Genomic DNA, 25,758 nt, shown 5'->3' on the forward strand with positions numbered 1-25,758 from the left:
ATGTTTTATATGCAAGTTCCGTGCCAGTTTGAAATGCAGTGAAAATGAGGCAATTTGCATGACATTCGTGCAATCTTTTGCAGGTTACATGCATTTTATTGCATGCTATCTTTTGCAAGTTGATATTTATCCATTTTATAGTAAAGGTTCCGAATGCTGATCCCTAACGTTTTCGCTGTTTTCGTGCGATTGAATTGATGCTTTTCAAGGGTTTGTTTAATCAGCTGCGCTTCAAATGCCTCAACAGCATCAGAAAGCGTCTCTCCCTCAAATTGACTGACAGCCAGTTCCTGCTGCTCTTTTTCTTCCTGATCTTCTGACTCCATGAAAGAAATATGCCCTTCATCAATCCACTCTTCTTGCGGGTTCAAAAAGATCATGGCTCGTCCAAGTACATTTTCAAGCTCTCTTACGTTTCCAGGCCACTTATATGATCGCAGTCTTTTGAGTGCCTGTTCCGTTAACCCGCTCACGTTCCGTCCATAGTCTAAATTGATCTTTTGGATGAGACGTTTGCTTAACGAGTCAATATCCTCAAGACGCTGCCTTAGAGGCGGGATGGAGATCGGGTATCTGTTCATTCGATAATATAAATCTTCTCTGAACTTTCCTTCCGCCATCGCTTTTTCAATATTGACATTTGTCGCCGTGATCACACGAACATCGACTGGTATGGCCTTTGTTCCGCCTACTCTTACAATTTCTTTCTCCTGCATCACACGAAGCAGTTTCGCCTGTGTACTTGGCGTCATTTCACCAATTTCATCTAAAAAAATGCTGCCTTGGTTTGCCTCTTCAAACAGCCCTTTTTTCCCGCCCCGCCTTGCACCAGAGAACGCTCCTTCTTCATAGCCAAAAAGCTCTGACTCTAAAAGGGTCTCAGATAAGGCCGCACAGTTGACCCGTACAAAGCGATTATATTTTCGGTCACTTTCATTGTGAATGGCGTGCGCAAACAGCTCTTTTCCAGTACCTGATTCTCCCCTGAGTAAAATCGTGGCTGGCGTTTTCGCGCCTAGCTTTGCCTGCTCAAGTGCCACAAGCATTTGCTCACTTTCTCCAATGATGTCTTCAAAAGTGTACTTTGCTTCAAGTGTCCGGATGAGCTGCCTTGCTTTATTTAATTCATTCGTGAGTGATTGAATTTCTGATACGTCATGAATGACCCCGACACTGCCTTTTAAAATGCCATCAACGATGACTGGCGCTACGTTGACAATCACATCTTTTTTATTCGGTCCGACTTTCATTCTGACGCCTCGAACTGGTCTCCTTGTTTCCAGTACCTTCAAATGCATGCTTTCTCCTTCAGAAATATCTGCACCTGCTGGTTTCCCCACAACTTCTTTATCTGTTAATCCAGTCATTTTCGTGTATGCCCGGTTGATTAAGATCCCTTTTCCCTGCTCATCAACAACCGATATGGCTTCATCCGACGATTGAATGATCGCCTCCAGCATCGTTCGTACTTCTTTAAGATTGGTCACTTCCTCCGCAAGCTCAACGGCATCTGTAATATCTTTAAAAATGGATAAAGCACCTAGCATTCTCCCCGCGTCATCAATAATTGGCAAACGCGTTGTCACAATTTGTATTTGCTGATTCAGAAATTGTTTTTGATTAAATTCTGGCTCTCTCGATCTTAAAATGTCGGGAAGCTTTGTATTTGGGATCACTTCTCGTATATGACGGCCAATCGCATCTTTTTGCGAGCATCCAACCATTTTGGCCGCTGATCGATTAAACAGGACGACTTCTTCATCCATGTTTATAAAAATCATCCCGTCATTCGTTGCATTAAAAATGCGGTCATGCTTATAGGTTTGTTCCTTTAATATTTGAATCAGCTGCTGTTTTTCTGACATTAATTCTGATATGACGTAAGCCATTGAACTTGGAACAATGACTGCGTGCTCTGGCTTTTTTTCAATCAGTTCTTTCAGCACTGCTGAACTGCCTGTTGTTTCAATGATGATATCAATGTCATCTTTTATGTATTCTTTCCAATCCGTTGTCGTCTCAATTCCATTCTTTTTCGCTTCTACCATCCCCGGTGCCTCAAGATCAAGGTCGGCGATCGCAATGATTTGAATCGTATTTGTTTTCAGCAATGTTTCAAGCAATGCTGATCCACCTTGTCCTGCACCGACAATCAAGACTCTCTGCATCCCGTTACCCCTTTATATGAAAAAAATTGCACACCATATTTTTCCGTTGCAAAAAATTGCACAACTCTTATATTACCACGTTTTCCTTTCTTGACAAAATATTTTTTGAATTAGACAATGGAAGTAAATGACGTTTAAGGGGACATTTGATGGGGAGAATACTTGCACTAGTGATTATTTTAATACCTGGCGCGCTTGCAGCACTTGGGATTAAGCTGCTGCGTGACACTGTTTTCGGCATCATCATTGCACCATTTCCATATTTATGGCTGCAAGGAATTGCAGGGTTGTTATTTTTAGGGGGTGGTCTTTATGTAGTGGCTGGCTTTATTTTATATAGAGACCGTAAACGAAATAAAGTGACTGCTCGCTTTAAGCAGAGATAAAACGTGAAAAAAGACCCGCTGATTTAGAGCAGGTCTTTATTTCATTTCTTCTCTTATTTTCACGGCTCGATCAGGAAAATCAGTGAAGATGCCATCGACACCTAAGGAAAACATGTTTTTCATTTGCTTTTCACTATTTACTGTAAACGGCCTGATCACTTGCTGAGCGGCATGGAGTGCTGACACCACCTCTTTGGTCACGCCGGCACCCTTTATATTAGGATGGTAGCCTCTTGCTGGTACTGTTTTTATATACATCTCCGGCTGATGGATCACATCCATTGTCAGAACAGCTAGTTCAACATGCGGCATCAGTTTGTGAAAAAGAGCTAAACTGCCGTGATGAAACGATGAAACAAGTACACGATCTTCTATTTGAAAATGCTCGATTTGCTTTTTTACTTTCTCTTCGATACCCGGATATCGATAAATGGAGTTTTTCAGTTCAATATTGATGATGAGTGATGATTGCTGCGTCACTAGCTCTAATACTTCCTCTAAAAGAGGAATGGATACAGCACCGGTTTCTTCGTAGAAAGAATGACTCGCATCTCCTGCTTTTAATTCTTCATATGTATGGTCTTTTACTAAACCTTTCATGTTCGTTGTTCTGTTCAGTTTCTCATCGTGAATGACAGCAAGTCTTCCGTCTTTCGTCAGCTGAACATCCAGCTCAATTCCGTCAGCTCCCGAAAGAAGTGCATGCTCGAAAGCTATCATGGTGTTTTCAGGATAAATGCCTTTAAAGCCTCTGTGTGCAAAAATTTTCGTCATAGGTCACCTCTAAATATGATACTTCCTTTCATTATGACGTGTCTTTTTTCGTTTTTCCAGTTTTGAGCGCATAAAAAAACCTCTTCTGATTCATACGAAGAGGTTGACAGATAAATTCGATCACGTAATCGCTCTGATGGCTTGCTCTGTCGTCTCTGCGTCAAGAGCAAAAAGGGAAGAAACAACTGCGACTGCTGTAACAACGGTTACACCTAACAACAACTTTTTCATAAGATAACCTCCACTTTCTTTTGAAGTATTTGTGCATCGAATTTCTTTTCAAGAAAACGAATGGCATTTTGATAATCATTTCGTTCCTTGAAGTATTTCGATATTTGTTCAGACAAATCCTCAAGCTCCACATATAATCTATTTTTTTCTATGTAGTCTAATTTTTCTGAGAATACGTCTGCTGCCCCACTATTCTCGCACATCAAATCCAAAATTTCAAATTTTACTATATATTCATTATTTTGGATATCACAACTATACAAAATACCCTCTTTAATATATTCCCTCGCCTCTTGATCTCCTAAATGAACCAAGGCATTGGCCAGAACATATAAAGATTGGATGTAATAATGGCTATTGTCACGGTGAATTTGAATGCCCATCCCTTTTTTGGCATAATGTGCGCTTTTTTCATAATCATGCTTTGCATAATAAAGAACCGCTAAATTGTGATAGCATTTCCCAATGAGCACTTCATTGTTAATGCGCTTACTTTTCTCAAGTGCTTCTTTATACTTTTTCTCTGCTTCATCGAATTGGAACAAATCAATACAATTACTTGCATGTAAAATTAAGCTGTCAATCGCCTGCGCTGTGTATTCTTCATGCGCTTTGAACGTATCGATGGCTTTTTTAATATGATTAATGGATATGAAATTTTGTTTCAGTTCGTAATAGATCGAAGCAACCTTATGGTGAAAAGTTCCTACTTCCAGGTCTTCATTCACACGTTTTAGCCGCTGTTCTGCAATTTTGTAAAAGCTAATGGCTTCATCATACTTTTTCACATATGCAGCATATTGGCCTTTGTAAAAGTAAAAATAAAAATTAATAATGTCATCTGCCTTCTCATCGAGCGTTCCGACACTTTTCATAATTTGATTGGCTTTTTCAATATTTCCAAGTAACATTTCATGTCTGCCGTCAACAAGCTGATAATAAAGGAGAACTTCACGGTCTTCATCTGTATTTTTTAGCAAATTCTGAATTTTCTCTTTATAGACAGCAGATTTTTCTAAGTCATTCTGAGAAATGACCCTCGTCCACTTGCTAATTTCGTTCGCTACCTCAGCAGAGTGGATTTTCAGCTTTCCCATAACCTCACCCTCTTCTTTTCATTATTATAGCATAGTAAAAGAATGTGAAAATTATTAAATTCGACAATGGGAATATTCAGTTCAAATGGCACAATCTCTAAGAAGCCAGTGACTTTAAAACGCCAACCAATCAGGTCAATAGAAATAGAACTTTCGATCTCGTTTGCTTTAATTACCAAATCCATGAGACCTTTTCCTCTCATCCTTTTTCTTACGAATGAGCGTTTTCTTCTTCTATTTTGAAGACTTCATGATCAATTGGCGCAGCTGATTACCACTACTTTATGTCTTTTTTATTTTTTTCATGCTTTATTTTTCATTTTATTCTGAAAATAAAGCAGCCCGTTTGTCCAATTTAAATATTAAGATGATTTTATCAACCTAACCAATTTTTGACAACATCTTTCAAAATAAAAAAACGTCTCAATGAAGAAACGTTTTTTCATGAAAAAGATACTAGCTTGCTCTATGCTCTAATCGCAAACGATCAGCTACCATGGCAATAAATTCTGAATTGGTTGGTTTCGCTTTTGACATGCTGACAGTATAACCAAAGAGTGAGGAAATGGAATCAATGTTTCCTCTGCTCCAAGCGACTTCAATGGCATGACGAATCGCTCGTTCTACCCTGCTGGCAGTCGTGTTAAATTTCTTTGCAATGTCTGGGTACAACACTTTAGTAATGCTTCCGAGAAGCTCAATGTCATTGTACACCATAGAAATCGCTTCTCTTAAGTATAAATAGCCTTTAATATGAGCGGGCACGCCAATCTCATGAATAATGGTCGTAATGCTCGCATCTAAGTTTTTACGTTTCGGTTCAGGTTTGTTACGAAGAACACTGTTTTGGATTGATGAAGAGCGATGGGTAACTTGTGTGCCGTTTCCACTGACTTGACGAATATGACCTACTAGGTTTTCCATATCAAATGGCTTTAAAATGAAATAGGATGCGCCCAAATCAACTGCTTTTTTCGTGACATCTTCTTGTCCAAATGCCGTTAGCATAATCACACTTGGCTGTTTTGTCATTTCATTGTTTTCACGGAGGCGTTCTAGTACAGCAAGACCGTCTAAATGAGGCATAATAATGTCTAAGAGGAGAACGTCGGGCTCTTTATCTTTAAATAATGTCAGGCATTCCTGACCATTATACGCCACGCCAAGTACTTCCATATCTTCCTGTCCCTCAATGTACTCTGTCAAAAGGCCAACAAGCTCTCGATTGTCATCAGCTACACACACTTTAATTTTCTCCACGTTCTTTCCTCCCCAATGTCGATTCCTTTAGTCTTTTGCATTTCTCTTCTGAGTGTTCAATTCGACAAAACCATGCTATCCCCTTTAAAAAACTTTAATTTTCCGAATAATAGAGCATTATCTAGCTTTTTCTACGTTTTTCTTAACGAATCGACGATTATTGCAATTTGACAACAAGCTTTTTTCCATTTTGTCGAAAAATCTCTTTTTCCTTATTTTATAACATGATGGAAGAGAAAGAAAGGGTAGAAAAAAACTGCCGGAAAATTCGCGGCAGTTTGATGATCAGCTTGCTTTTTTGTTTTTTTGATAAAGGTCGATTCCTGCTTCTGACAGCATCCATTCAATGTGTACGCCGTACCCGCTAGTCGGATCATTGACGAATACGTGTGTGACAGCTCCAATGACTTTGCCATTTTGGATGATGGGGCTTCCGCTCATTCCTTGGACGATTCCGCCCGTTTTGCTTAAGAGCCGCTCATCTGTTACCTTTAATACCATTCCTTTAGTTGCTGGGAATTTCTGCGGTGTTGTGCTGACAATTTTAATATTAAACTTCTCCACTTTATCATGATCCACAACGGTTAAAATTTCTGCTGGGCCTTCTTTTACTTCATTAGATAAAGCGACTGGAAGTGGTTTATCTGCTACATGATTTTCAAGCTTTTCGGTTAACGTACCAAAGATACCAAAAGGGCTGTTGCGGGAGATATCTCCTATTGTTTTTCTTTCGGAAGAGAATCTCGCCAATTTTTCTCCAGGATTGCCTCCTGTGCCTTTTTCAATCGATGTCACGGTTGATCTAACAATTTCACCATTGTCGACAACAATTGGTTTTTTTGTATCCATGTCAGAAATCACATGCCCAAGGGCACCATATTTTTTAGATGAAGGTTCAAAAAAGGTCATCGTGCCGATTCCTGCTGCAGAATCACGAATGTAAAGACCAATTCGATAGATGCCTTCACTAGCATCTTTTGCGGGTGTTAATGTTGTTTGAAAGGTTTTATGATCTCTCTTTATGAGCAAACGAAGCGTTTCACCCGTTTTCCCTGCTTTCTGAATAAATGGGGTGAGGTCATTCATTTTCTCCATTTTTTGACCATTGATTTCAATGATCATATCCCCTGATTGAATGCCTGCGGCTTCACCTGGTGATTTTTTGCCGTCTGCTGTTGTGATTTGATGAAAACCTACAACGAGAACTCCTACAGAGTGGAGCTTGACGCCAATGGATTGTCCTCCAGGAATGACTTTTAATTCAGGGAGAACGTCAACTTTTGTTTTCTTAATAGGAAATCCTTTAAAATCATAAACAATTTCGGCTTTTCCCGCCTTTTGTCCTGTAATATCCAGCTGATTCTTTTTCTCTGAAAGGCTAAAGGCTGGTGAAGAAGCATTGGCTGACGCTTCAATCGATGTGTCAATTGAGTGCTTTTGTTTTTCAAATACAGCAACATTTGTTGGAATGCTGATGTACTCCTTCACTATGCTCATAAACCCTGTACTTATTAAAGAAACAAGGAGAATCACACCAATGGCTTTTCTCATCTTTTCGGGCATTCATTTTTCACTCTCCTCGCTCCTTACCCACACCAGAACACTCATGTTTTGGCTACATCTTTACTTTTGCCTTCTTCGAGAGGATTTATAACCGGCAGCTTTAGAAAATGATTGGATAAATTGATAAAAGAAAAAGACGATTTTATGGGTATATACGCCGGCTTTTACACAACATAAAAAAAGGCAGCTGATGATTCAGCTACCCTGTTGTTTTGACATCATTTGCTTGGTGCAATAGTTCTTTTGCGTGCTGTTTTGTCAGCTCAGTCACTTCCACACCGGCAATCATCCGGCCAATTTCACTCACTTTTTCTTCATGACTTAATGGTTTGACACTCGTCAGTGTTCTGCCCGCTTTCGAGCGTTTAGAAATGAAGAGATGCGTGTCAGCCATTGCGGCTACTTGAGGCAGGTGTGTAATACAGAGCACTTGTGATCCAGACGCAACTTTGTAAATTTTCTCAGCAATGGCTTGTGCCACTCTGCCGCTGACACCTGTATCAACTTCATCGAAAATAATGGATGTGACGTCTTGTTTAGCTGAGAAAATACTCTTCACAGCGAGCATGACACGTGAAATTTCTCCACCTGAGGCTACTTTCGATAAAGATTTCATCGGTTCGCCTGTATTTGTAGAAATGACAAATTGTGCTTGGTCGATTCCATTTTTCCTGAGCTGGACAGGTTTTCCGTCTAATAGCGGACAATCAGTGCTGCCAAATGGCGCATATCGAACAGAAAAAGCTGTGTCAAATGATGACTTCTCCATATACAAATCCTTGAGCTCTGTTTGAATTTGCTTTGCTAGCTTTTTGGCCCATTTTTTACGCAGCTCCGAAACGTTAAGTGCTTCCAGCAGAGCATCACGGCTCATCGCATCTAATTTATTTTTGAGCGTCTGCAGATGGCTGTCTCGATTTTGGATTTGATCTATTTCTTCTTCAATCTTCGCCGCATACTCCAAAATTTCCTCAACGGTTGTGCCGTATTTTCGTTTTAACTGCTTCATTTCATTCAGCCTGGACTCAATAAAATCAAGACGAGCCGGATCAAATTCTAATTGATCCAGCATGCTTCGCATTTGGAAAGTTGAATCCTCTAATAAGTAGTAGGAGTTCGACACTTGTTCAGATAACTTTTTCAAATCATCGTTGATTTCAGACACCTGCTCAAGTTCGCTTGAGGACATACCAACCCAATCTAGTCCTCCTTGCTCATTACGCAAAGCGTTGTACGCGTTTTGGAGTGAAGAATAGATTTTTTCGTAGTTGCTGATTTGATGTCGCTCTTCCTGAAGCCTCTCATCTTCCCCCAGCTCTAATTGTGCCGCCTCAATCTCCTCTAGCTGAAATTGCAGTAAATCTAAGCGGTGCACCATTTCCTGCTCATTCTCAGACAGCTGCCTGAGCTTTTGAGCCGTCTTCATATATTGATCATATGCTTCTTGATACTGCAAGAGAGCCGGTGCAATTTCTTCTGCTCCAAATTGATCGAGCAAATGCAGATGATTTTCATCTTCCATGAGCAGCTGGTTATCGTGCTGTCCATGTATATCAAGCAAAAGCCGTCCTACTTCCCGTAAAAGTGAGATGGTGACAAGCTTTCCATTAATCCGGCAAATGCTTTTCCCGCTGTTGTTAATATCACGGCGGAGGATCATCATTTCATCTGATGCGTCAATTCCCTGCTCTTCGCATAGAGCAAATACAGGATGATCGGCTGGTACAAGAAAAAGCCCTTCCAGCTCTGCTTTTTTTTCACCGTAGCGGACAAATTCAGAGGAACCTCTTCCTCCCACGAGAAGTGAGACAGCGTCAATCATGATGGATTTTCCGGCACCTGTTTCCCCCGTTAGAACCGTTAGTCCTTTTTCAAATGAAACCGTTAACTCTTCAATGATTGCAAAGTTTTTAATGGTTAGTTCTGCTAACACTCATTTGACACCTCTTTTAATAAACCTGATTCTTTATAGAAGCTCTAAAATTTTGCTCGAAACTGTCTCTGTATCATCTGGGGTGCGGCAAATGATTAAAATGGTATCATCCCCGCAAATCGTTCCCATAATTTCTTCCCAATCTAAATTATCCATTAAAGCACCAATCGCCTGAGCATTACCCGGCATTGTTTTAAGAACAATTAAATGACTGGCAGCATCCATTTTAATAAAAGCATCCATTAGGGACCGCTTCAGCTTTGACAGCGGATTAAACCGCTGATCCGCAGGAAGACTGTATTTATATGTTCCATTGTTCGTCGGAACTTTCACTAAATGTAATTCTTTAATATCTCTAGAAACGGTCGCTTGTGTGATGTTATATCCATCGGCTTTCAAAATATCGACCAATTCATCTTGTGTTTCGATTTCTTGGCTTGCAATGATTTCTCTAATTTTAATATGCCTTTGACCTTTATTCATATTTGACCCCCCTAGGCGTTTCATTCTCAGTTTGTCTTTACGTTCTATGTTATATGATGCACAGTTCAAAAAACAAGCATTACGTGAGATACGGCCAATTCTTGTCTTTTGACCATGTAAAAAGGAATAATAGCGAGCTATTATTCCTTTTGTTTCAATGATTTCATGTGTCAGCCGGCTCAGGGCTGTTTTTCTTTTCTTTCAATACAGAATGGGCTTCCTTCACGACCTTCTCAAGTTGTGAAGCAGGAAGTGCCGCATTTTCTTCTTGATCAGGATGAAGCACTAAATGAAGCAGAAATTCAATATTTCCATCTCCACCAGTGATAGGCGAAAATGATACATCCTTTACATCATAACCTTCTTTTGCAGCAAATTGATTCATCTCTTCTAGTACACCAAGGTGGACAGAGGGCTCACGCACGATGCCTTTTTTCCCAACAAGCTCTCTGCCTGCTTCAAATTGAGGCTTGACGAGCGCAATACAGTCACCACCCGGCACAAGAATATGCTTTAAAGCCGGCAGAATGAGTTTGAGTGAGATAAAAGATACATCAATCGATGCCACTTCTGGCAACCCTTCAGTAAAATCAGCTGGGACGGAATGGCGGAAATTGGTGCGCTCCATGACGATGACCCTGTCATCCTGCCTTAATTTCCACGCAAGCTGATTGTAGCCAACGTCTACAGCATATGATTTGACTGCTCCATTTTGAAGAGCACAATCTGTAAATCCGCCTGTTGATGAGCCAATATCAATCAGCAATTTCCCTTCAACTGTCAGATCAAATTCTTTTAGCGCTTTTTCAAGTTTTAACCCGCCGCGGCTTACGTATTTGAGAGGGTTCCCCTTCACTGTAAGCGGCGTATCACGAGCAATTTTCTCTCCTGGTTTATCCAAACGGTTTTCATTTGAGTAAACGATCCCTGCCATGATGGCACGCTTTGCTTTCTCTCTTGTTTCCATTAGTCCTTGTTCGACTAATAAAACGTCAAGTCGTTCTTTCTTTGATGTCATGATCCAATTCCTTTTCTTGGTGCTGCTGGAAGCAGGTCACGTAAAGTCTCAGCAACATGTGCTTTCGTCAGTCCAATTTCTTCAAGCAGGGCATCAACACTTCCATGCTCAATAAATTGATCTGGGATACCCATTCGTTCTACTTTGATATGTGATGCTTTCTTGTCGTGTAGATATTCTAATACGCTGCTGCCAAACCCGCCTTGGAGCACAGCTTCTTCAATCGTTAAAATCGGAATCCCTTCAGAAAGAATGTCGTTTAGCATCGCTTCATCAAGCGGCTTAATAAACCGAGCGTTGACGACACGAATTGATTTCCCTTCTTTTTGAAGTTCCTCAGCTGCTTGCAGCGCCATTTTAATCGTCGTACCGAATGTTAAGATGACGGCATCCTTCCCTGGGCGAAGAACCTCCCAAGATCCAATCGGAATGGTTTTGAGCTGTTCATCCATTTTCACACCAAGCCCATTTCCGCGCGGGAAACGCATGGCAATAGGACCGTCATCATACTGAATGGCTGTATTGACCATGTGCTGGCCTTCATTTTCATCCTTCGGCATCATGAGCACCATATTCGGCATATGACGCATGAAGGCAATATCAAACACACCTTGATGCGTTTCTCCATCAGCACCGACAAGACCCGCACGGTCAATTCCGATAAAAACATTGAGGTTTTGGCGGCAAATATCATGCAGCACTTGATCATAAGCTCTTTGCAGGAACGTTGAATAAATCGCTAAAAATGGCTTCATATCCTGCGTCGCAAGCCCAGCTGCCATTGTGGCTGCATGCTGCTCAGCGATCCCTACATCAAACATTCGCTCAGGAAATTCCTTTGCAAAGCCTTCAAGTTTTGAGCCAACAGGCATCGCAGGCGTGATGGCCACAATTCGCTCATCTTTCCGCGCCAGCTTTCTGACTGTTTCACTGACAAGACCACTCCATGACGGTGCAGCTGCTGCTGGTTTTACAAAATCACCTGTATCAATTTTGTATGGACCTGTGCCGTGCCATGTCCCAATTTTATCGGATTCTGCCGGCTGATAGCCTTTTCCTTTTTTCGTGATGACATGCAGCAGGACAGGACCTTTTGTTTTCTTTGCATATTCAAGGTTTTCAAAAAGATCTTCATAAGAATGTCCATCAACAGGACCTAAGTATGTGAATCCCATTTCCTCAAAAAACATGCCAGACACTAGTAAATACTTGAGGCTGTCTTTAATACGCTCTGCTGTAGCAGCAAGCTTTCCGCCTACAGCTGGGATCCGCTTGAATAAATATTCGAGCTCGTCCTTTACCCATTGGTACTTGCCTGCTGTGCGCAGTCTGCCAAGCATGGTGTGAATTGCACCGACGTTTGGTGCAATACTCATTTCATTATCGTTTAAGATGACGATCATATCTTTCTTTTCATCACCGATATGATTCAGAGCTTCAAGCGCCATACCTCCGGTTAATGCACCGTCTCCGATAATCGGCAGGATATATTCATCTGTCCCTTTAATATCCCGCGCCGCCGCCATCCCCATCGCGCCAGACAATGACGTTGAGCTGTGGCCTGTTTCCCAAACATCATGCTCACTTTCATTTCGTTTAGGAAAACCGCAAAGTCCTTTATATTGACGAAGTGTATCAAACTCCGCCCCTCTTCCAGTTAACAGCTTGTGAACATAAGACTGATGTCCAACATCCCAAAGGAATTTGTCTTTCGGGCTGTCAAATACTTTATGAAGGGCAACCGTGAGTTCAACGACACCCAGGTTCGGACCGATATGCCCGCCAGAGTTAGCCAAGGACTCAATTAAAAACATGCGAATGTCAGCACTAAGCTCCTCTAATTCTGCATTTGACATTCCTTTTAGAAACGTTGGATTTTTTATTGATAAAAGATCCAATCAGGATCAACTCGCTTTCAACAAAATTTCTATCTACATATATAATGCCTTATTCCTATGAAAACCAAGCGGGAATAAGAGTTGTCTCATCATGATAAACTGTTTACAGTTTACCACAATTGCTCGAAGACCCTCAAATCTAGGCTGTTTTTAATGATCTCTTGAGGCGATCAGATCACATAACTCATGCAGCAATTGCTGCTCTAATTCAAGATTTGAGACAATTTCTTTTGCACGTGTGATGTGCTCGTGCAGCTTTTCTTTTGCTCCTGAAAGCGTTAATAAAGAAGGATATGTCGACTTTTCATTCGCTGTATCAGAGCCGACCCGTTTTCCTATTTTTTCTTCGCTACCTTCGAGGTCTAAAATGTCATCACGGATTTGAAAAGCAATGCCAATATGATAGCTGAACTCTCTTAGTTTTTCGATATCGTCATCTGATGCTCCTGCCAGCATTGCACCTGCTGTGACGCTGAATGTGAGAAGCTTTCCTGTTTTCCGGGCATGAATGGATTCTAGTTCAGCAAGCGGGACTTGTTTTTGCTCTGCTTCCATGTCATCAAATTGACCGCCTACCATTCCTAGTGCACCTGCTGACCGCACAAGCTCATCTACGATTCTGAGCTTTTGGTCAGGAGAGACGCTGCTAGATAGCTGCGATGTAATCAGGCGAAAGCTTTCCGTTAAAAGTGCATCACCAGCGAGAACCGCGGTTGCTTCCCCGTATACTTTATGGTTGGTCGGCTTTCCTCTGCGAAGGTCATCATCGTCCATGCAAGGAAGGTCGTCATGTATCAATGAATACGTATGAATCATTTCTACAGCACAGCCAACCGGTATGCCATCTTCTTCGTTTTTTCCGTAAGCATGTAATAAAGCAAGAACGAGAACAGGGCGAAGTCTTTTCCCTCCAGCTTTAAGAGAGTAAAGCATCGAAGATTTTAAGTCTTCTGGAATCTTCAATTCCTGAACATATGTAAATAAATACTCTTCAATGGCCTGTTTTCGTGTTGTTAAAAAATCCTGCAAATTACTTGTCACCAGCATCTGCCTCCTTCACCGAGAAAGGAGCCAGCTCACCGTCCTCTTTTAAAATGAAATCCATCTGCTTTTCAACGTGCTGTAATTTTTCATGACAAAGCTTTGAAAGTGTCATGCCTTCTTGAAAATAATGAATGGCTTGCTCAAGTGGTACATCTCCTTCTTCGAGCTTTCCAACGATCTCCTCAAGACCTTTCATCGCTTCTTCAAATGTCATTTGTTCTTCTTTTTGTTTATTTGATTCTGTCATGATGATTGCCCCTCCTTCTCAATAACCTCACAAATCAGACGTCCATCCTTCATGGTGATAGCCAGCTGATCTTTCGTATCGACTTGGTTTACACTTTTAATCAGTTCATCGTCTTTATAAGCTAAACTATAGCCTCTTTCCATCACTTGAAGTGGATTTAATGCATTTAGTTTACCAAGAACAGATTGGAACTGCGAATGAATTGTTTTCATTTGCACATTCATGCTGCGGATGAGCTGTTCTGTTTCATTGGCGTGGCGTTTTTTCGCCTGAAGCAGCTGCTCTTTTGGATGAAGCGGCTTCAGCCTGTATGTCTGGCGGTCTAGTTGACTGCGTTTTTGTTCAATTTGTCTCGTCAGCTGTTTTTGAAAACGGTCAAATACCAAATCGAATTGCTGCTCTTTTTGCTCCTGCAAACGTTTTGGAAAACGGAAGGCATAAGAGGATTGCAGCGCCACAAGACGGTCTTTCGCTTGTGAAGTTCGATTCTTTACGGCCCTTGTAAGCCGAATATCGATGGATTTGATTCGTTCTATTAAATCGGCTGTGCTTGGAACAGCGAGCTCGGCTGCTCCTGTTGGTGTGGGTGCTCTCATGTCTGCAGTGAAATCACTGATCGTAAAGTCCGTTTCGTGCCCTACTGCAGAAATGATTGGAATGTCTGATGCGAAGATCGCTCTTGCGACAGCTTCTTCATTAAAGGCCCAAAGTTCTTCGATCGAACCGCCTCCTCTTCCGACAATCAAGACATCACAGAGCTGTTTTTCATTTGCTTCCTTGATCCGCTCTACGATTGAACGAATGGCATTTTCACCTTGAACAAGCGCCGGAAGCACAATGATTTTCGCCTGCTGATAGCGCCGGTTAATCGTTGTGATGACATCTCGAACAGCCGCTCCTGTTGGTGATGTAATGACACCAACAACCTCTGGATATTCAGGAATTGATTTTTTATAGCGCGCATCAAATAAGCCTTCACTTGCCAGCTTTTTCTTCAGCTCTTCATAAGCGAGATGAAGAGCACCAACACCATCAGGCTGCATTTCTTTTGCATATAATTGATAGTTGCCGCTTGGTTCATAGACTTGAATCCCGCCGCGTACAAATACTTTCATTCCGCTCTTTGGTGAAAAAGGCAGCTTTGCTGCGGAACGCTGAAACATGACAGCTTGCATGCGTGCGTTTTCGTCTTTTAAGGTGAAGTACACATGACCTCTTGAATGAATCTTCACATTGGATAACTCACCTTTGATCCAAATATCTTCTAAATGCGGATCAACATCAAATTTTCTTTTTATGTATTTTGTAAGGGCTGTGACCGTCACAAAGGCTTTTTCACTCATGACGTATTCCTCCTCTTCAAAAACGCACATTCATCCACCGGCAGCATGCAGGTGGATGAATGGATAAAGCTTATGCTAATGTACGTTTTGCTGATTTAACCGTATTGTGTGCAAGCATGGTAATCGTCATTGGACCGACTCCGCCAGGGACTGGTGTGATATAAGAAGCTTTTTCTTTCGCTTCTTCAAAATCAACATCCCCAACAAGCTTCCCAGTATCTAAACGATTGACTCCTACATCGATGACAATTGCGCCTTCTTTGATTTGGTCAGCTTTAATAAAGTTTGCTCGACCGACGGCAACAACTAAAATGTCCGCTTTTAACGTATGTTCTGAAATATTCGCCGTTCTTGAATGGCAGTAAGTAACCGTTGCATTTTCATTTAACAGCAATTGTCCAACTGGTTTGCCGACAATATTGCTGCGCCCTACAACAACCACTTCTTTTCCAGAAAGACTGACACCCGTTTTGTTCAGTAATTCAACAATGCCTGCTGGTGTACAAGGTAGGAATGTATCTTCTCCAAGCAGCATTTTCCCGATATTTAATGGATGGAAACCATCTACATCTTTCTCAGGTGAAATACGTTCAATGACGGCTTTTTCAGAAATATGTTTTGGCAGTGGAAGTTGAACAAGAATCCCGTGGAATTGATCGTTCGCATTGTACTGATCAATCAGTTGAAGCAATTCTTCTTCTGTTAAAGAAGCATCTAAATGATCAAGCTGAAAGTGCATGCCCATTGCTTCTGCTGCTTTTTTCTTCCCGCGTACGTAAGAAAGTGAGGCCGGATCATCACCGATTAGAATAACGGCAAGACCAGGTGTGACTCCTTTTTGTTTTAGCTCTTCTACTTCTTTTGCTAATTGTTCACGTTTTTCTTTTGCTGTTTCTTTCCCATCGATGATTGTTGCTGTCATGTCGAATCCTCCTATTGCTGCTTTAGGTCGTTTTTAATGTTCGAAAGTACACCATTTACAAATTTCGGTGCTTTATCATCGCCGAATAATTTGGCGAGTTCAATCGCTTCATTCATTGAGACACTAACTGGGATGTCTTCTTGATACACCATCTCGTACACAGACAGCCTTAAAATGGCTCTGTCTACGTTTGCAATACGGTCGAGTTTCCAATTCACTAGATGCTGTGAGATCATGTCATCAAGCTTGTCCTTTTGTTCAAGCACACCGAAAACCAGTTCCTCGAAAAAAGGATCTGATTCTTGTTCATCCAGCGCATGTGTAATGGCCTCTTTCGGATCAATATTGCTCACATCAATTTGAAATAATGTTTGTAGCGCCTTTTCTCTTGCAGTTCTTCTTTTCATTATTTACTCCTTTAACCACTTTATCCGCTTGTCGTTAAGCCATACAGAGATCATAACATATTTTGACCGTGGTCGCACCAAGATCCATGCGAGCTGTGACGAAAAACGAATCAATCAACGTGTGACGTTATCAATATTCGGAAATTACTCAAAAATGGGCTTTAAAAAACCAAAGAGGCAATGCCTCCTTGGTTTTACTTGAACCCTTTTTTACATTTCTTGATCTACTTCAGCCTCAGGTGCTTTTGTATCAAATTGAATGCCAACGACATGAATGTTAATTTCATTAATTGTTAAGGCAGTCATGTTCAAAAGGGTTTGACGGATATTTTCTTGTACAGCAGTGGATACCTTTGGAATGGATAGGCCAAATTCAACCACACAATACACATCGATTGTGATGCCTTCATCAGAGACATCAACTTTTACACCTTTACGGTGATTTTTCTTACCAAAGCGTTCTGCTACATCAGCAGCGAAATTGCCGCGCATTTCGGCAATGCCTTCGACTTCTGAAGCGGCGATCCCAGCAATGACTTCAATCACTTCTGGTGCAATTTGCACTTTTCCCAATTGATCTTCATCAAGGTTCATTTCAAGCAAATTGTTTTCTGACACGATCATTCACCTCCGAAAGCTGTGATTATTTCATGATTTGGTATGTTTCTAAAAACTTCGTATTAAAGTTACCGCTCACAAATGTTTCATGCTCGAGCAATCTAAGGTGGAATGGAATCGTTGTGTAGACTCCTTCAATGACGAATTCTTGAAGCGCACGTTTCATTTTTGCAATCGCTTCTTCTCTTGTCTTACCATATGTGATCACTTTGGCAATCATGCTGTCATAATATGGCGGAATCACATAGCCCGGATAAGCGGCAGAATCAACTCGTACACCTAAACCGCCTGGCGGAAGATACATTTTAATTTCACCAGCTGAAGGCATGAAGTTTTTCTCTGGGTTCTCTGCATTGATGCGGCATTCGATCGCCCAGCCTTCATATACGACATCCTCTTGTGTAAGTGAAAGCTTCTCACCTGATGCAACCTTGATCTGTTCTTTGATCAAGTCTACACCTGTGACCATTTCTGTCACAGGATGCTCTACTTGAATACGAGTATTCATTTCCATGAAGTAGAACTTCTCTTCATTATAATCATAAATGAATTCGACTGTTCCAGCACCTGTATATTCAACAGCTTCTGCTGCTTTTACGGCTGCTTCACCCATTTGCTCACGGATGTCTGCATTTAGTGCTGGTGATGGCGTTTCTTCAAGAAGCTTTTGCATTCTTCTTTGGATCGAGCAATCACGCTCTCCTAAATGAATCGTGTTGCCATGCTGATCTGCAAGCACTTGAATTTCCACATGTCTAAAGTCTTCAATGAACTTTTCTAAATAGACACCAGGGTTCCCAAAGTTTTGCGCCGCTTCCTGCTGCGTGATGGTGACTCCGTTAATAAGCTCTTCTTCTGTACGAGCCACGCGGATTCCTTTACCGCCTCCGCCTGCAGTTGCTTTAATAATCACAGGATACCCAATACTAGCTGCTGTTGAAACAGCATCATCAAGATCTTTTACAATTCCTTGAGAACCAGGGACGATCGGAACGCCTGCATTCTTCATTGTTTCTCGCGCGACATCTTTCGTTCCCATTTTGGAAATCGCTGACGCAGTTGGTCCAACAAAGATCACATTACATTCCTCGCAAAGCTCTGCAAAGTCTGCATTTTCTGCTAAAAAGCCGTATCCTGGATGGATGGCATCTGTTCCTGTTAATTTTGCTACGCTGACAATATTTGTGACATTTAAATAACTATCTTTAGAAGCAGTCGGTCCGATGCAATATGCTTCATCAGCCATTTGTACATGCAGCGCATCACGATCCGCTTCAGAAAATACCGCAACAGTTTCAATTCCAAGCTCTTTACAAGCGCGGATAATTCTAACTGCGATTTCTCCTCTGTTTGCAATTAATAGCTTTTTAATCATGATCGTACTCCTTACTCTGCTTTCACTAGAAAGAGGGGTTGTCCGAATTCTACAAGCTGACCGTTTTCAGCTAATACTTCGACGATTTCACCTTTTACTTCTGCTTCGATTTCATTAAACAGTTTCATCGCTTCCACGATACATACAACAGTGTTTTCCTTCACCTTGGAACCTGTTGTCACGTATGGATCTGCTTCTGGTGAAGAGGAAGCATAAAATGTGCCAACCATTGGGGATGTGATTTTATGCAGATTTTCAGACGCAGCTGCCTCTTGTGCAGGGGCTTCGGTCTGAGCTGGAGCTTGTGCTGTAGGAGCTTGTTGAGCTGGAGCTGCTTGGACAGGAGCCACTGGTGCTTGTGCCGCAACTTGCTGAACGACTTCTTTATTTTTCTTCAGTTTGATTTTTGCACCTTCGTTTTCGTACGTAAACTCATCGATAGTAGAGTCGTCAATTAATTTAATCAGTTCATGAATTTCTTCGATTTTTAACATGGATTTGCACCCCTATGTATGGATTTATCTTTTTATTATAGGCTAGTACTAAAAGTACATACTATAACCATCTTACAGGAGGATTTCGATGAATTCAACTACTATTGTGGCGAAGCGCCTCGCGTAAGCACCTTGGAGAGGGCGTCAAGCCGCATCAAAAAACGCCCTTTTCCGCAAAGGGCGCCAGTTCTTTTTTATTGATTAGTGGGCTCAAAAGTGACAGCTACGTTATCAAGACCTCTCATTTCTTTTGTGACCATATCAATAATATCGGCCGCTTGAGATTTTGATTTTTTATCAGAACGAACCGTGATACTCACTTTATCTCCTTCAGCACTTACGAGCGCGTCTTTATAGCCTTTTGTTTTGATCAAGGTCTCAAGCTGACGCTCAGTTCCTTCTGCTTCACTGAGCGCTGTCATTTGATCGTATGCTTCACTTTTTTCTTGGGCTGTTGCATCGTCACTGGAGACAATTTCGTTGTATTCTTCGCGCTGCTTGCTTCGTTTATCTTCAAGCTCTAGTCTGTATGTTGTAAAAAGCTCATCGTCTGTTTGCTCTGACACAGCCTTTCCTTCTTCACCGCTTGTTTCGATATCCTCTTGTTTGCCGTTTGTTTCTTTGTCAGTGGATTTCTTATCAGCACCTTTTTCCGTTCCTTTATCCGTCCCTTTTTCTGTTTCAACCTTTTTCTCTTCAGTGCCTTTTGATTTCGTATCTTCTACTGTCACTGCATTTTCACCCTGTGGAGACATGATATAGTACACACTTAATACGACAACTAAACTTAGCATCGTTAATAGCCAAACCGTTTGTTTTTTTAACATCATTCCGAATCCTCCTTGATTTTTTTAGGGGCAACAGCCACTCTATGGCTCGGTACATCAAGCACTCGTGTAACCGCTTCAATGATGGTTTTCTTTATTTGAACGTTGTCTACTCCTTGAGCAACAACGAGGACACCTCGGATTTCTGGTTTTTTCGTTTGAACAACGACTGGTGTTTCTTCATTGCCATTTTTAATGATGACGACTTCTTCTTCCTTTGTTTGATCGGTGACACTTCGCACGCCGCCTTCTTTATCTGTTTCCTCGGTCGTTGTACTTTTATTGGATTTGTTTTTTTCAAACACTTTTAAAGACGTTGCATCTACATTGACCACGATTGATACATCCTCAACGCCGATGATGGTCTCTAAAATTTCTTTCAGCTGATTTTCGTATTCTCTCTCCACGTCCTCAATTGAATTCTTTGGTTTACCTGAGGACGCCGGTTTGAATACCTCTTGCTCTTCTGAGGATGTTTTTTTAGAAGCAGGAACCGCAGCTTGTTGTTTGCTTGATGGCGGTGACAAGATCTGACTGACTAACATGAAAGATACGCCGATAATGAATACAAGCAGCAAGTAATGGTGCTTCGTTAATTTGGGTTTCCCTTCACCTTTTTCAGGCGGCTGGAAGAATGATTTCAGCTTTTGTTTCCAGTCCTTGTTATTCATGATCTGCTGCGTCACCTCCCTCAATGTTCAGCGCGATGTGCTCAGGACTCGTATTCCAAACATCAGCAAGTGTCTCTTTCACCCTCGTGATCTCTTTGCTAGAAGATCCAGCGCTTTCCTCCTTTTGCTTGGAGAGATCAATGTCCACCTTTGCCACCGTTTCTACAGCATCACCTGTGAGCGGGGAAAGAACTGCTTTGATGCGAAATTGATCCGCCTCCATATTCTGATCCAGATGCTCCTCATCAGCCAGCACTTCTACGTGTTTCATTTCATAGCTCTCCTTCTCCAGTGGCTCCTTTGCGCTTTTTTCTAGTTGGACAGCCATTTGCTTTAAAATATATGCACGCTGAGAGGCTTGTATTTCTTTTTTTTCTAAATTCATCTGATTTTTTATTTCTTCTGACTGCGCTTCTTCCTTCCCTTTCATCAATTCTGAAAAAATTTGGTCAGGATCCGCTCGAAATAAAGCAAAAATCGGATTAAGCATGACCACGATGAGCAGCAGGCTGACGACCATTTTTGCATACTTTTGCATGCTCGAATTGGGAAGCAGAAGATCAATAACAATCGCAAATAAGATAAAGAGAATAATACTTGTGATCCATTCCGTGAGAAAACTCAAAAGGTGTCCCCTCCTTACTTCATCATCATGGTCAGGTTACCCGCAGTGATGATGACGGTAATGCTTAAAAAGAACATGAGCGACACAACAGCAAGTGCGGCAAATATATACAGCACACTTTTTGAAATGACATCAAGACAGCTGATGATGGGTCCGCCCCCTAACGGCTGAAGGATGGCAGCAGCAAGCTTATAGATAAGGGCTAACGAAAGTACTTTAATCGCCGGGAAAGCGGCAATTGAAATCAAAATGGCAACCCCAACTAGTCCGACTGTATTTTTGAGTAAAACAGAGGCGCTGATCACGGTATCGGTCGCATCTGTAAACATTCTGCCTAGGACAGGGATGAAGTTTCCGGTAATGAATTTGGCTGTACGAAGAGCGATTCCATCCGTAACGGCCGCAGATGCACCCTGAACGGAAATGACGCCGAGAAAAACGGTTAAAAAAACGGCAAGCCCGCCAATTGCCACATTTCTTAACAGCTGGGCAAGCTGGGTGACCTTGTATTGTTCGGTCAGCGTACTGATAATGCTCAATATTGCAGATAAAAAGATGAGCGGGAGAACGACATACTGAATGAAAACACCGCTCGTGTTCATTAAAAATAAAATAACGGGATGAAAGAATCCGGCTGAGACAAGCCCGCCTGATGAAGCAATAAGCGCTAGTAAAAGAGGAATAAGAGCAAGAATAAAACTGGTCATCGTTTGAATGGCTTCTGTGGCATAGGAAATCGCCACATGAAAGCTGTTGAGTGCAATAATAATCAGCACCATATAAACAAGAGCATATGCGACTTTGCTGACGGTGCTTTGTTCAAATGCATTTTGTAAAAGCTGCAAAAGCGAACAAAAGATGGTGAGTAAAATCAGAGTACCTAGGAGCTTTCCGTTTGCAATGACCTCGTGAAACAGATAATGTACAAAGGCTTTCAGCCATGTTTGGGGAGACAGCTCTTTATCGCCGTCAATCATTTCCTTCACTGTGCCCTTTTGGCTTTCTGGCAAAAAGCCGCCATACTCGTCCAAAATGGTTTCCCAAAAGTCACTGATGGAATGAAGCTCAAGTGCATCAGCCTGTCCATTCGCCACTTCCTGTGCTGCTGGCTGTTCATTAGATAAAGGTTCTTTTTCTTCTGCTCCTGCATGCGGAGCAATCAGCCAAAAGAAAAGCATCAATCCCATTACAGCGGTCACCTGCTTCATTGTCATCACCTCTTTTCATTTACGTCATGGACGGGATCATTCCTAAGATCGTCTCAATGATGACTGTTAAAATCGGGACTGCCATCACCAAGATGAGGATCTTGCCGCCTAGCTCTATTTTGGATGCAATGGCGCCTTGTCCAGCATCCTTCGTCAGCTGAGCGCCAAATTCCGCAATATAGGCAATGCCAATAATCTTCAATATGGTTTCAACATACTTCATATTGACGCCCGCACTTGCTGCAATTTTTTCAATCATCGAGATAATGGCATAGATTTGATCAATTAAATAAAGAAAAATGACACATCCGGTAAACACAACAAGCATTAAGGCGAAGGTTGGCTTTTGTTCTTTGACGATTAATGCTAAAAAAGTAGCGATTAAACCAAGTCCAACAATTTGTATGATTTCGATTTGTAAGCCCTCCCCTATCCTTGAAATAGAAATACGGCTTTAATCTTTTTAAACAAATCGTCTACAATGGTTGCCACCATAAACAAAATGTAGATAAACCCAAGCAGCGTCACCCATTGAGCGTACTCTTTCTTCCCCATTTGGTCTAAAATCGTATGGAGAAAGGCCACGACGATGCCTACTCCGGCAATTTGAAAAATGACGTTTACATCAACGCCCATGCTCTCGACTCCCTTCCTCTCACATCAATAAAAGAATCAGTAGTAATCCGCTTAAAAACCCGAGGCTTCTAACCATTTTTTCATTTTTCGCTTGGGCGATTTCAGCTTCTTTCTCCTCTGATTCCAAATGACCTAAAGCAAGCTTGATATACTTTTGCTGAGAAGTGACATCATGCTGGCCAAGTGTTTCTCCAAAGTGCTTCAACGCCTCATATTCGCCTTTTTTTAATACGGTTTTTTTCCAAACATCTTCAAGACTTTCGTTCCATGCATGGCGTGCAGAAAAGGTCCCCACTTTCAGCTTTTCTGCAAATTGTTCAAACAGCTGATTCACAGGTGGACCTACCTGCGCTGCAATTTGCTCTGCCGCCCGTGCTAAAGGGGTTTGACCATACATAATTTCAGCTTCAAGAGACTGGAGAGCAAACCGCAGCTGCCGAATTTGTTTAGGTCTGTCGCTATATCGTTTGGCAAACTCGAATCCTCCCCATGTCGTGGCCGCGACAATGAAAATAGCGCCAATGAGCTTTAACATACGTCCACTCCCCGCCTCCATTTCATCTCTTGGCCGTCCCCGCCGTACATCCGCCCGATCGTGCCAGGCCCATTGTTTCGATTTAATTCAACATATCGTTCAAACACACGAAGCTCCCATAACGGTTTAAATGAAGGTCGTTTATATACATCTTCAAGTGAATATCCATGAGCTGAGACGATGATATTAACTCCGGCATGAATCGCTTCTAAAAGTGCCTCTACATCCTCACTTTTTCCGATTTCATCGACAATCATGACCTCTGGGCTCATAGACCGAATCATCATCATCAATCCTTCAGCCTTTGGACATGCATCGAGTACATCAATCCGGTGGCCAAAATGGTGCTGCGGCACCCCTCTGATACATCCGGCGATTTCAGAACGCTCATCAATAATGCCTGTTTTTCTAGGAGGAATGGTTTTTGTGCCTGTACTAGCAAGACGTGCTATATCCCGGAGCAATGTGGTTTTTCCCGTTTGCGGGGGACCAATGATGAGTGTATTGTGCCAATGCTCTTCATATAAATAAGGAAGAAAAGGAAGCGCAATCCCGATTTTTTCTTTGGCAATGCGGATATTAAATGAAGAGATATCTCTTAACCCTTTGACGAATCCGTTTTCAACGATCACCTTTCCTGCAAGTCCCACCCGGTGTCCGCCAGATATGGTGATATAGCCCTGTTTTAGCTCTTCCTCAAGTGTGTACATGCTGTAATTGCTCAGCCTGCCTAATAGCTGAGACGCATCTTCCCAGGTGGTGTGATAAGAAAGGAAACGTGGTTTTCCTCCCTGCATTAATTCAATAGGACGATCCGTGCGAATGCGGATTTCTTCTATTTGCGCCCATTCTGCCTCTTTCAGCAGCCTGAGTTCTTGTCCAATCGAGTGCGGGAGAATATCCAACAAACTCCGCAACGAATTCCCCTCCTTTTTTTCTTCTCTAAAATGTATGATATGAGCCGTTAATTATGCCAAGCTGTTTCACTTATAGATCCCAACAAGAATAAACACGACACCAATGAAAATGAACACGAGCTTTGCATAGGATAGCTGCCCGGCAATTTGATAGATTCCAATCGTCATCGTGATAATAAAAATGAGCGGCCCGATGATTGCCAATATACTATTGATGACTACCGCTTTCCGTACATCATTTGTGATTAAAATAAGGATGGCTGCCGTCAGTTCAATGGCGGCGGATAAGAATCTCATGCCTGCCATTGCAGCGACTGACGGGTGTAGACCTGGGAGAAATTGTTTCATATAGAACCTCCAGCTTTTTTTACACTATATGCTTGACCAGCTGGAAGTAGTCTTGTTTTTCAGGAAGGAAGAGAGATGAATGAGAGAATTGAGAGAAGGCCTGCCTTGAGGAGTCATTTTTCCAATAAAAAAAGACTGTAAACACGAGGTTTACAGTCTTTTTTCGTTCATTACGCTCTTGAAACGTATGAGCCGTCAGATGTATTAATCACTAGTTTATCTCCTTGGTTCACAAAGAAAGGAACGTTGACGATTAAACCAGTTTCAGTTTTTGCAGGTTTTGAGCCGCCTGATGTTGTGTCACCTTTAATACCAGGCTCTGTTTCTACTACTTCTAGTTCTACTGTGTTTGGAAGTTCTACTCCAAGTGTTTCAGCACCGTACATCACGATTTGAACAGACATATTTTCAAGCAAATATTTCAGCTCATCTTTAATTTGTGCTTCACTTAGTTCAAGCTGCTCATAAGAACTTGTATCCATGAAGACATGCTGATCGCCATTTGCATACAAGTATTGCATTGTTTTTGTTTCGATTTGAGCTTTCGCTACTTTTTCGCCTGCGCGGAATGTTTTTTCTTGAATGGCACCTGTACGCAGGTTACGCAGTTTCGAACGAACAAACGCTGCGCCTTTCCCTGGTTTTACGTGCTGAAAATCCACTACTCGCCAAATACCGCCGTCCACTTCAATTGTCAGGCCAGTACGAAAATCGTTTACTGAAATCATTT

Annotated in this window: 29 protein-coding genes; 1 reads left to right on the plus strand and 28 read right to left on the minus strand. The window is 41.8% G+C overall.

Annotated features, from left to right (window positions below; all coding sequences use genetic code 11):
* Window positions 1-95: 95 nt before the first annotated feature.
* On the minus strand, window positions 96-2,168 hold the full coding sequence (locus NSS65_RS11345) for a sigma-54-dependent Fis family transcriptional regulator (RefSeq protein WP_034280272.1): 2,073 nt from the start codon (window positions 2,166-2,168) through the stop codon (window positions 96-98).
* A gap of 149 nt (window positions 2,169-2,317) precedes the next feature.
* Between NSS65_RS11345 and NSS65_RS11350 the strand changes: the two genes are divergently transcribed.
* On the plus strand, window positions 2,318-2,554 hold the full coding sequence (locus NSS65_RS11350; RefSeq protein WP_024422931.1) for a DUF2627 domain-containing protein: 237 nt from the start codon (window positions 2,318-2,320) through the stop codon (window positions 2,552-2,554).
* Between the two features lie 36 nt (window positions 2,555-2,590).
* Here the strand turns inward: NSS65_RS11350 and NSS65_RS11355 are convergent, their stop codons facing one another.
* From NSS65_RS11355 to efp, 27 genes are all read right to left on the minus strand, one after another.
* A complete protein-coding gene (locus NSS65_RS11355) occupies window positions 2,591-3,328 on the minus strand; it encodes a glycerophosphodiester phosphodiesterase (protein WP_041117937.1) in 738 nt (245 codons plus the stop codon).
* 227 nt (window positions 3,329-3,555) lie between these two features.
* On the minus strand, window positions 3,556-4,656 hold the full coding sequence (locus NSS65_RS11360; protein WP_024422933.1) for a Rap family tetratricopeptide repeat protein: 1,101 nt from the start codon (window positions 4,654-4,656) through the stop codon (window positions 3,556-3,558).
* Window positions 4,644-4,841, minus strand: a complete 198-nt coding sequence (locus tag NSS65_RS11365) for a hypothetical protein (protein ID WP_024422934.1) — start codon at window positions 4,839-4,841, stop codon at window positions 4,644-4,646. The genes NSS65_RS11360 and NSS65_RS11365 overlap by 13 nt, the downstream gene beginning before the upstream one ends.
* Before the next feature lie 271 nt (window positions 4,842-5,112).
* Complete coding sequence (gene spo0A, locus NSS65_RS11370) at window positions 5,113-5,916, minus strand: sporulation transcription factor Spo0A (protein WP_024422935.1); 804 nt, start codon at window positions 5,914-5,916, stop codon at window positions 5,113-5,115.
* A gap of 285 nt (window positions 5,917-6,201) precedes the next feature.
* Window positions 6,202-7,479, minus strand: a complete 1,278-nt coding sequence (spoIVB, locus tag NSS65_RS11375; RefSeq protein WP_034280268.1) for a SpoIVB peptidase — start codon at window positions 7,477-7,479, stop codon at window positions 6,202-6,204.
* A 199-nt stretch (window positions 7,480-7,678) separates the two neighbouring features.
* A complete protein-coding gene (gene recN / locus NSS65_RS11380; RefSeq protein WP_111926471.1) occupies window positions 7,679-9,412 on the minus strand; it encodes a DNA repair protein RecN in 1,734 nt (577 codons plus the stop codon).
* Between the two features lie 33 nt (window positions 9,413-9,445).
* Window positions 9,446-9,895 (minus strand): transcriptional regulator ArgR, encoded by a 450-nt coding sequence (gene argR, locus NSS65_RS11385; protein WP_024422938.1) that lies wholly within the window; start codon window positions 9,893-9,895, stop codon window positions 9,446-9,448.
* Between the two features lie 163 nt (window positions 9,896-10,058).
* Window positions 10,059-10,913: a TlyA family RNA methyltransferase gene (locus tag NSS65_RS11390; protein ID WP_034280266.1), complete on the minus strand. Its 855-nt coding sequence runs from the start codon at window positions 10,911-10,913 to the stop codon at window positions 10,059-10,061.
* Window positions 10,910-12,811: a 1-deoxy-D-xylulose-5-phosphate synthase gene (gene dxs / locus NSS65_RS11395; protein WP_034280265.1), complete on the minus strand. Its 1,902-nt coding sequence runs from the start codon at window positions 12,809-12,811 to the stop codon at window positions 10,910-10,912. The genes NSS65_RS11390 and dxs overlap by 4 nt, the downstream gene beginning before the upstream one ends.
* 150 nt (window positions 12,812-12,961) lie before the next feature.
* Window positions 12,962-13,852: a polyprenyl synthetase family protein gene (locus NSS65_RS11400; protein ID WP_041117947.1), complete on the minus strand. Its 891-nt coding sequence runs from the start codon at window positions 13,850-13,852 to the stop codon at window positions 12,962-12,964.
* Complete coding sequence (locus NSS65_RS11405; protein WP_003215880.1) at window positions 13,842-14,102, minus strand: exodeoxyribonuclease VII small subunit; 261 nt, start codon at window positions 14,100-14,102, stop codon at window positions 13,842-13,844. The genes NSS65_RS11400 and NSS65_RS11405 overlap by 11 nt, the downstream gene beginning before the upstream one ends.
* A complete protein-coding gene (gene xseA, locus NSS65_RS11410; RefSeq protein ID WP_065214641.1) occupies window positions 14,099-15,445 on the minus strand; it encodes an exodeoxyribonuclease VII large subunit in 1,347 nt (448 codons plus the stop codon). The genes NSS65_RS11405 and xseA overlap by 4 nt, the downstream gene beginning before the upstream one ends.
* A 70-nt stretch (window positions 15,446-15,515) precedes the next feature.
* A complete protein-coding gene (gene folD / locus NSS65_RS11415) occupies window positions 15,516-16,367 on the minus strand; it encodes a bifunctional methylenetetrahydrofolate dehydrogenase/methenyltetrahydrofolate cyclohydrolase FolD (protein ID WP_024422943.1) in 852 nt (283 codons plus the stop codon).
* Between the two features lie 11 nt (window positions 16,368-16,378).
* A complete protein-coding gene (gene nusB, locus NSS65_RS11420) occupies window positions 16,379-16,774 on the minus strand; it encodes a transcription antitermination factor NusB (protein WP_012010530.1) in 396 nt (131 codons plus the stop codon).
* A gap of 210 nt (window positions 16,775-16,984) precedes the next feature.
* Entirely contained in the window at window positions 16,985-17,392 is a 408-nt protein-coding gene (locus tag NSS65_RS11425) for an Asp23/Gls24 family envelope stress response protein (RefSeq protein ID WP_034280262.1), read from the minus strand.
* A gap of 25 nt (window positions 17,393-17,417) precedes the next feature.
* Window positions 17,418-18,767: an acetyl-CoA carboxylase biotin carboxylase subunit gene (gene accC / locus NSS65_RS11430; RefSeq protein WP_024422945.1), complete on the minus strand. Its 1,350-nt coding sequence runs from the start codon at window positions 18,765-18,767 to the stop codon at window positions 17,418-17,420.
* Between the two features lie 11 nt (window positions 18,768-18,778).
* Window positions 18,779-19,261, minus strand: coding sequence for an acetyl-CoA carboxylase biotin carboxyl carrier protein (gene accB, locus NSS65_RS11435; RefSeq protein WP_034280261.1), 483 nt, complete (start codon window positions 19,259-19,261; stop codon window positions 18,779-18,781).
* 194 nt (window positions 19,262-19,455) lie between these two features.
* Window positions 19,456-20,088, minus strand: a complete 633-nt coding sequence (locus tag NSS65_RS11440) for a SpoIIIAH-like family protein (protein ID WP_034280770.1) — start codon at window positions 20,086-20,088, stop codon at window positions 19,456-19,458.
* Window positions 20,088-20,759, minus strand: coding sequence for a stage III sporulation protein AG (gene spoIIIAG, locus NSS65_RS11445; RefSeq protein ID WP_034280258.1), 672 nt, complete (start codon window positions 20,757-20,759; stop codon window positions 20,088-20,090). Before spoIIIAG ends, NSS65_RS11440 begins: the two co-directional genes overlap by 1 nt.
* Window positions 20,752-21,384, minus strand: coding sequence for a stage III sporulation protein AF (gene spoIIIAF, locus NSS65_RS11450; RefSeq protein ID WP_034280256.1), 633 nt, complete (start codon window positions 21,382-21,384; stop codon window positions 20,752-20,754). The genes spoIIIAG and spoIIIAF overlap by 8 nt, the downstream gene beginning before the upstream one ends.
* A 14-nt stretch (window positions 21,385-21,398) precedes the next feature.
* The gene (gene spoIIIAE, locus NSS65_RS11455) at window positions 21,399-22,592 is read right to left on the minus strand and encodes a stage III sporulation protein AE (protein WP_061109344.1); all 1,194 of its coding nucleotides are present in this window, start codon (window positions 22,590-22,592) and stop codon (window positions 21,399-21,401) included.
* Between the two features lie 19 nt (window positions 22,593-22,611).
* A complete protein-coding gene (gene spoIIIAD / locus NSS65_RS11460; protein WP_111926467.1) occupies window positions 22,612-23,025 on the minus strand; it encodes a stage III sporulation protein AD in 414 nt (137 codons plus the stop codon).
* Complete coding sequence (spoIIIAC, locus tag NSS65_RS11465) at window positions 23,022-23,228, minus strand: stage III sporulation protein AC (protein ID WP_003153142.1); 207 nt, start codon at window positions 23,226-23,228, stop codon at window positions 23,022-23,024. The genes spoIIIAD and spoIIIAC overlap by 4 nt, the downstream gene beginning before the upstream one ends.
* A gap of 19 nt (window positions 23,229-23,247) precedes the next feature.
* The gene (gene spoIIIAB / locus NSS65_RS11470) at window positions 23,248-23,763 is read right to left on the minus strand and encodes a stage III sporulation protein SpoIIIAB (RefSeq protein ID WP_024428003.1); all 516 of its coding nucleotides are present in this window, start codon (window positions 23,761-23,763) and stop codon (window positions 23,248-23,250) included.
* Window positions 23,757-24,680 (minus strand): stage III sporulation protein AA, encoded by a 924-nt coding sequence (spoIIIAA, locus tag NSS65_RS11475; RefSeq protein ID WP_024428002.1) that lies wholly within the window; start codon window positions 24,678-24,680, stop codon window positions 23,757-23,759. Before spoIIIAA ends, spoIIIAB begins: the two co-directional genes overlap by 7 nt.
* Window positions 24,681-24,746: 66 nt before the next feature.
* Entirely contained in the window at window positions 24,747-25,028 is a 282-nt protein-coding gene (locus tag NSS65_RS11480; protein WP_024422953.1) for a YqhV family protein, read from the minus strand.
* Between the two features lie 170 nt (window positions 25,029-25,198).
* Window positions 25,199-25,756, minus strand: coding sequence for an elongation factor P (efp, locus tag NSS65_RS11485; RefSeq protein WP_024422954.1), 558 nt, complete (start codon window positions 25,754-25,756; stop codon window positions 25,199-25,201).
* Window positions 25,757-25,758: the final 2 nt, after the last annotated feature.

The sequence above is a fragment of the Bacillus sp. FSL K6-1006 genome, from assembly GCF_038593175.1.
Lineage (GTDB): Bacteria > Bacillota > Bacilli > Bacillales > Bacillaceae > Bacillus > Bacillus safensis.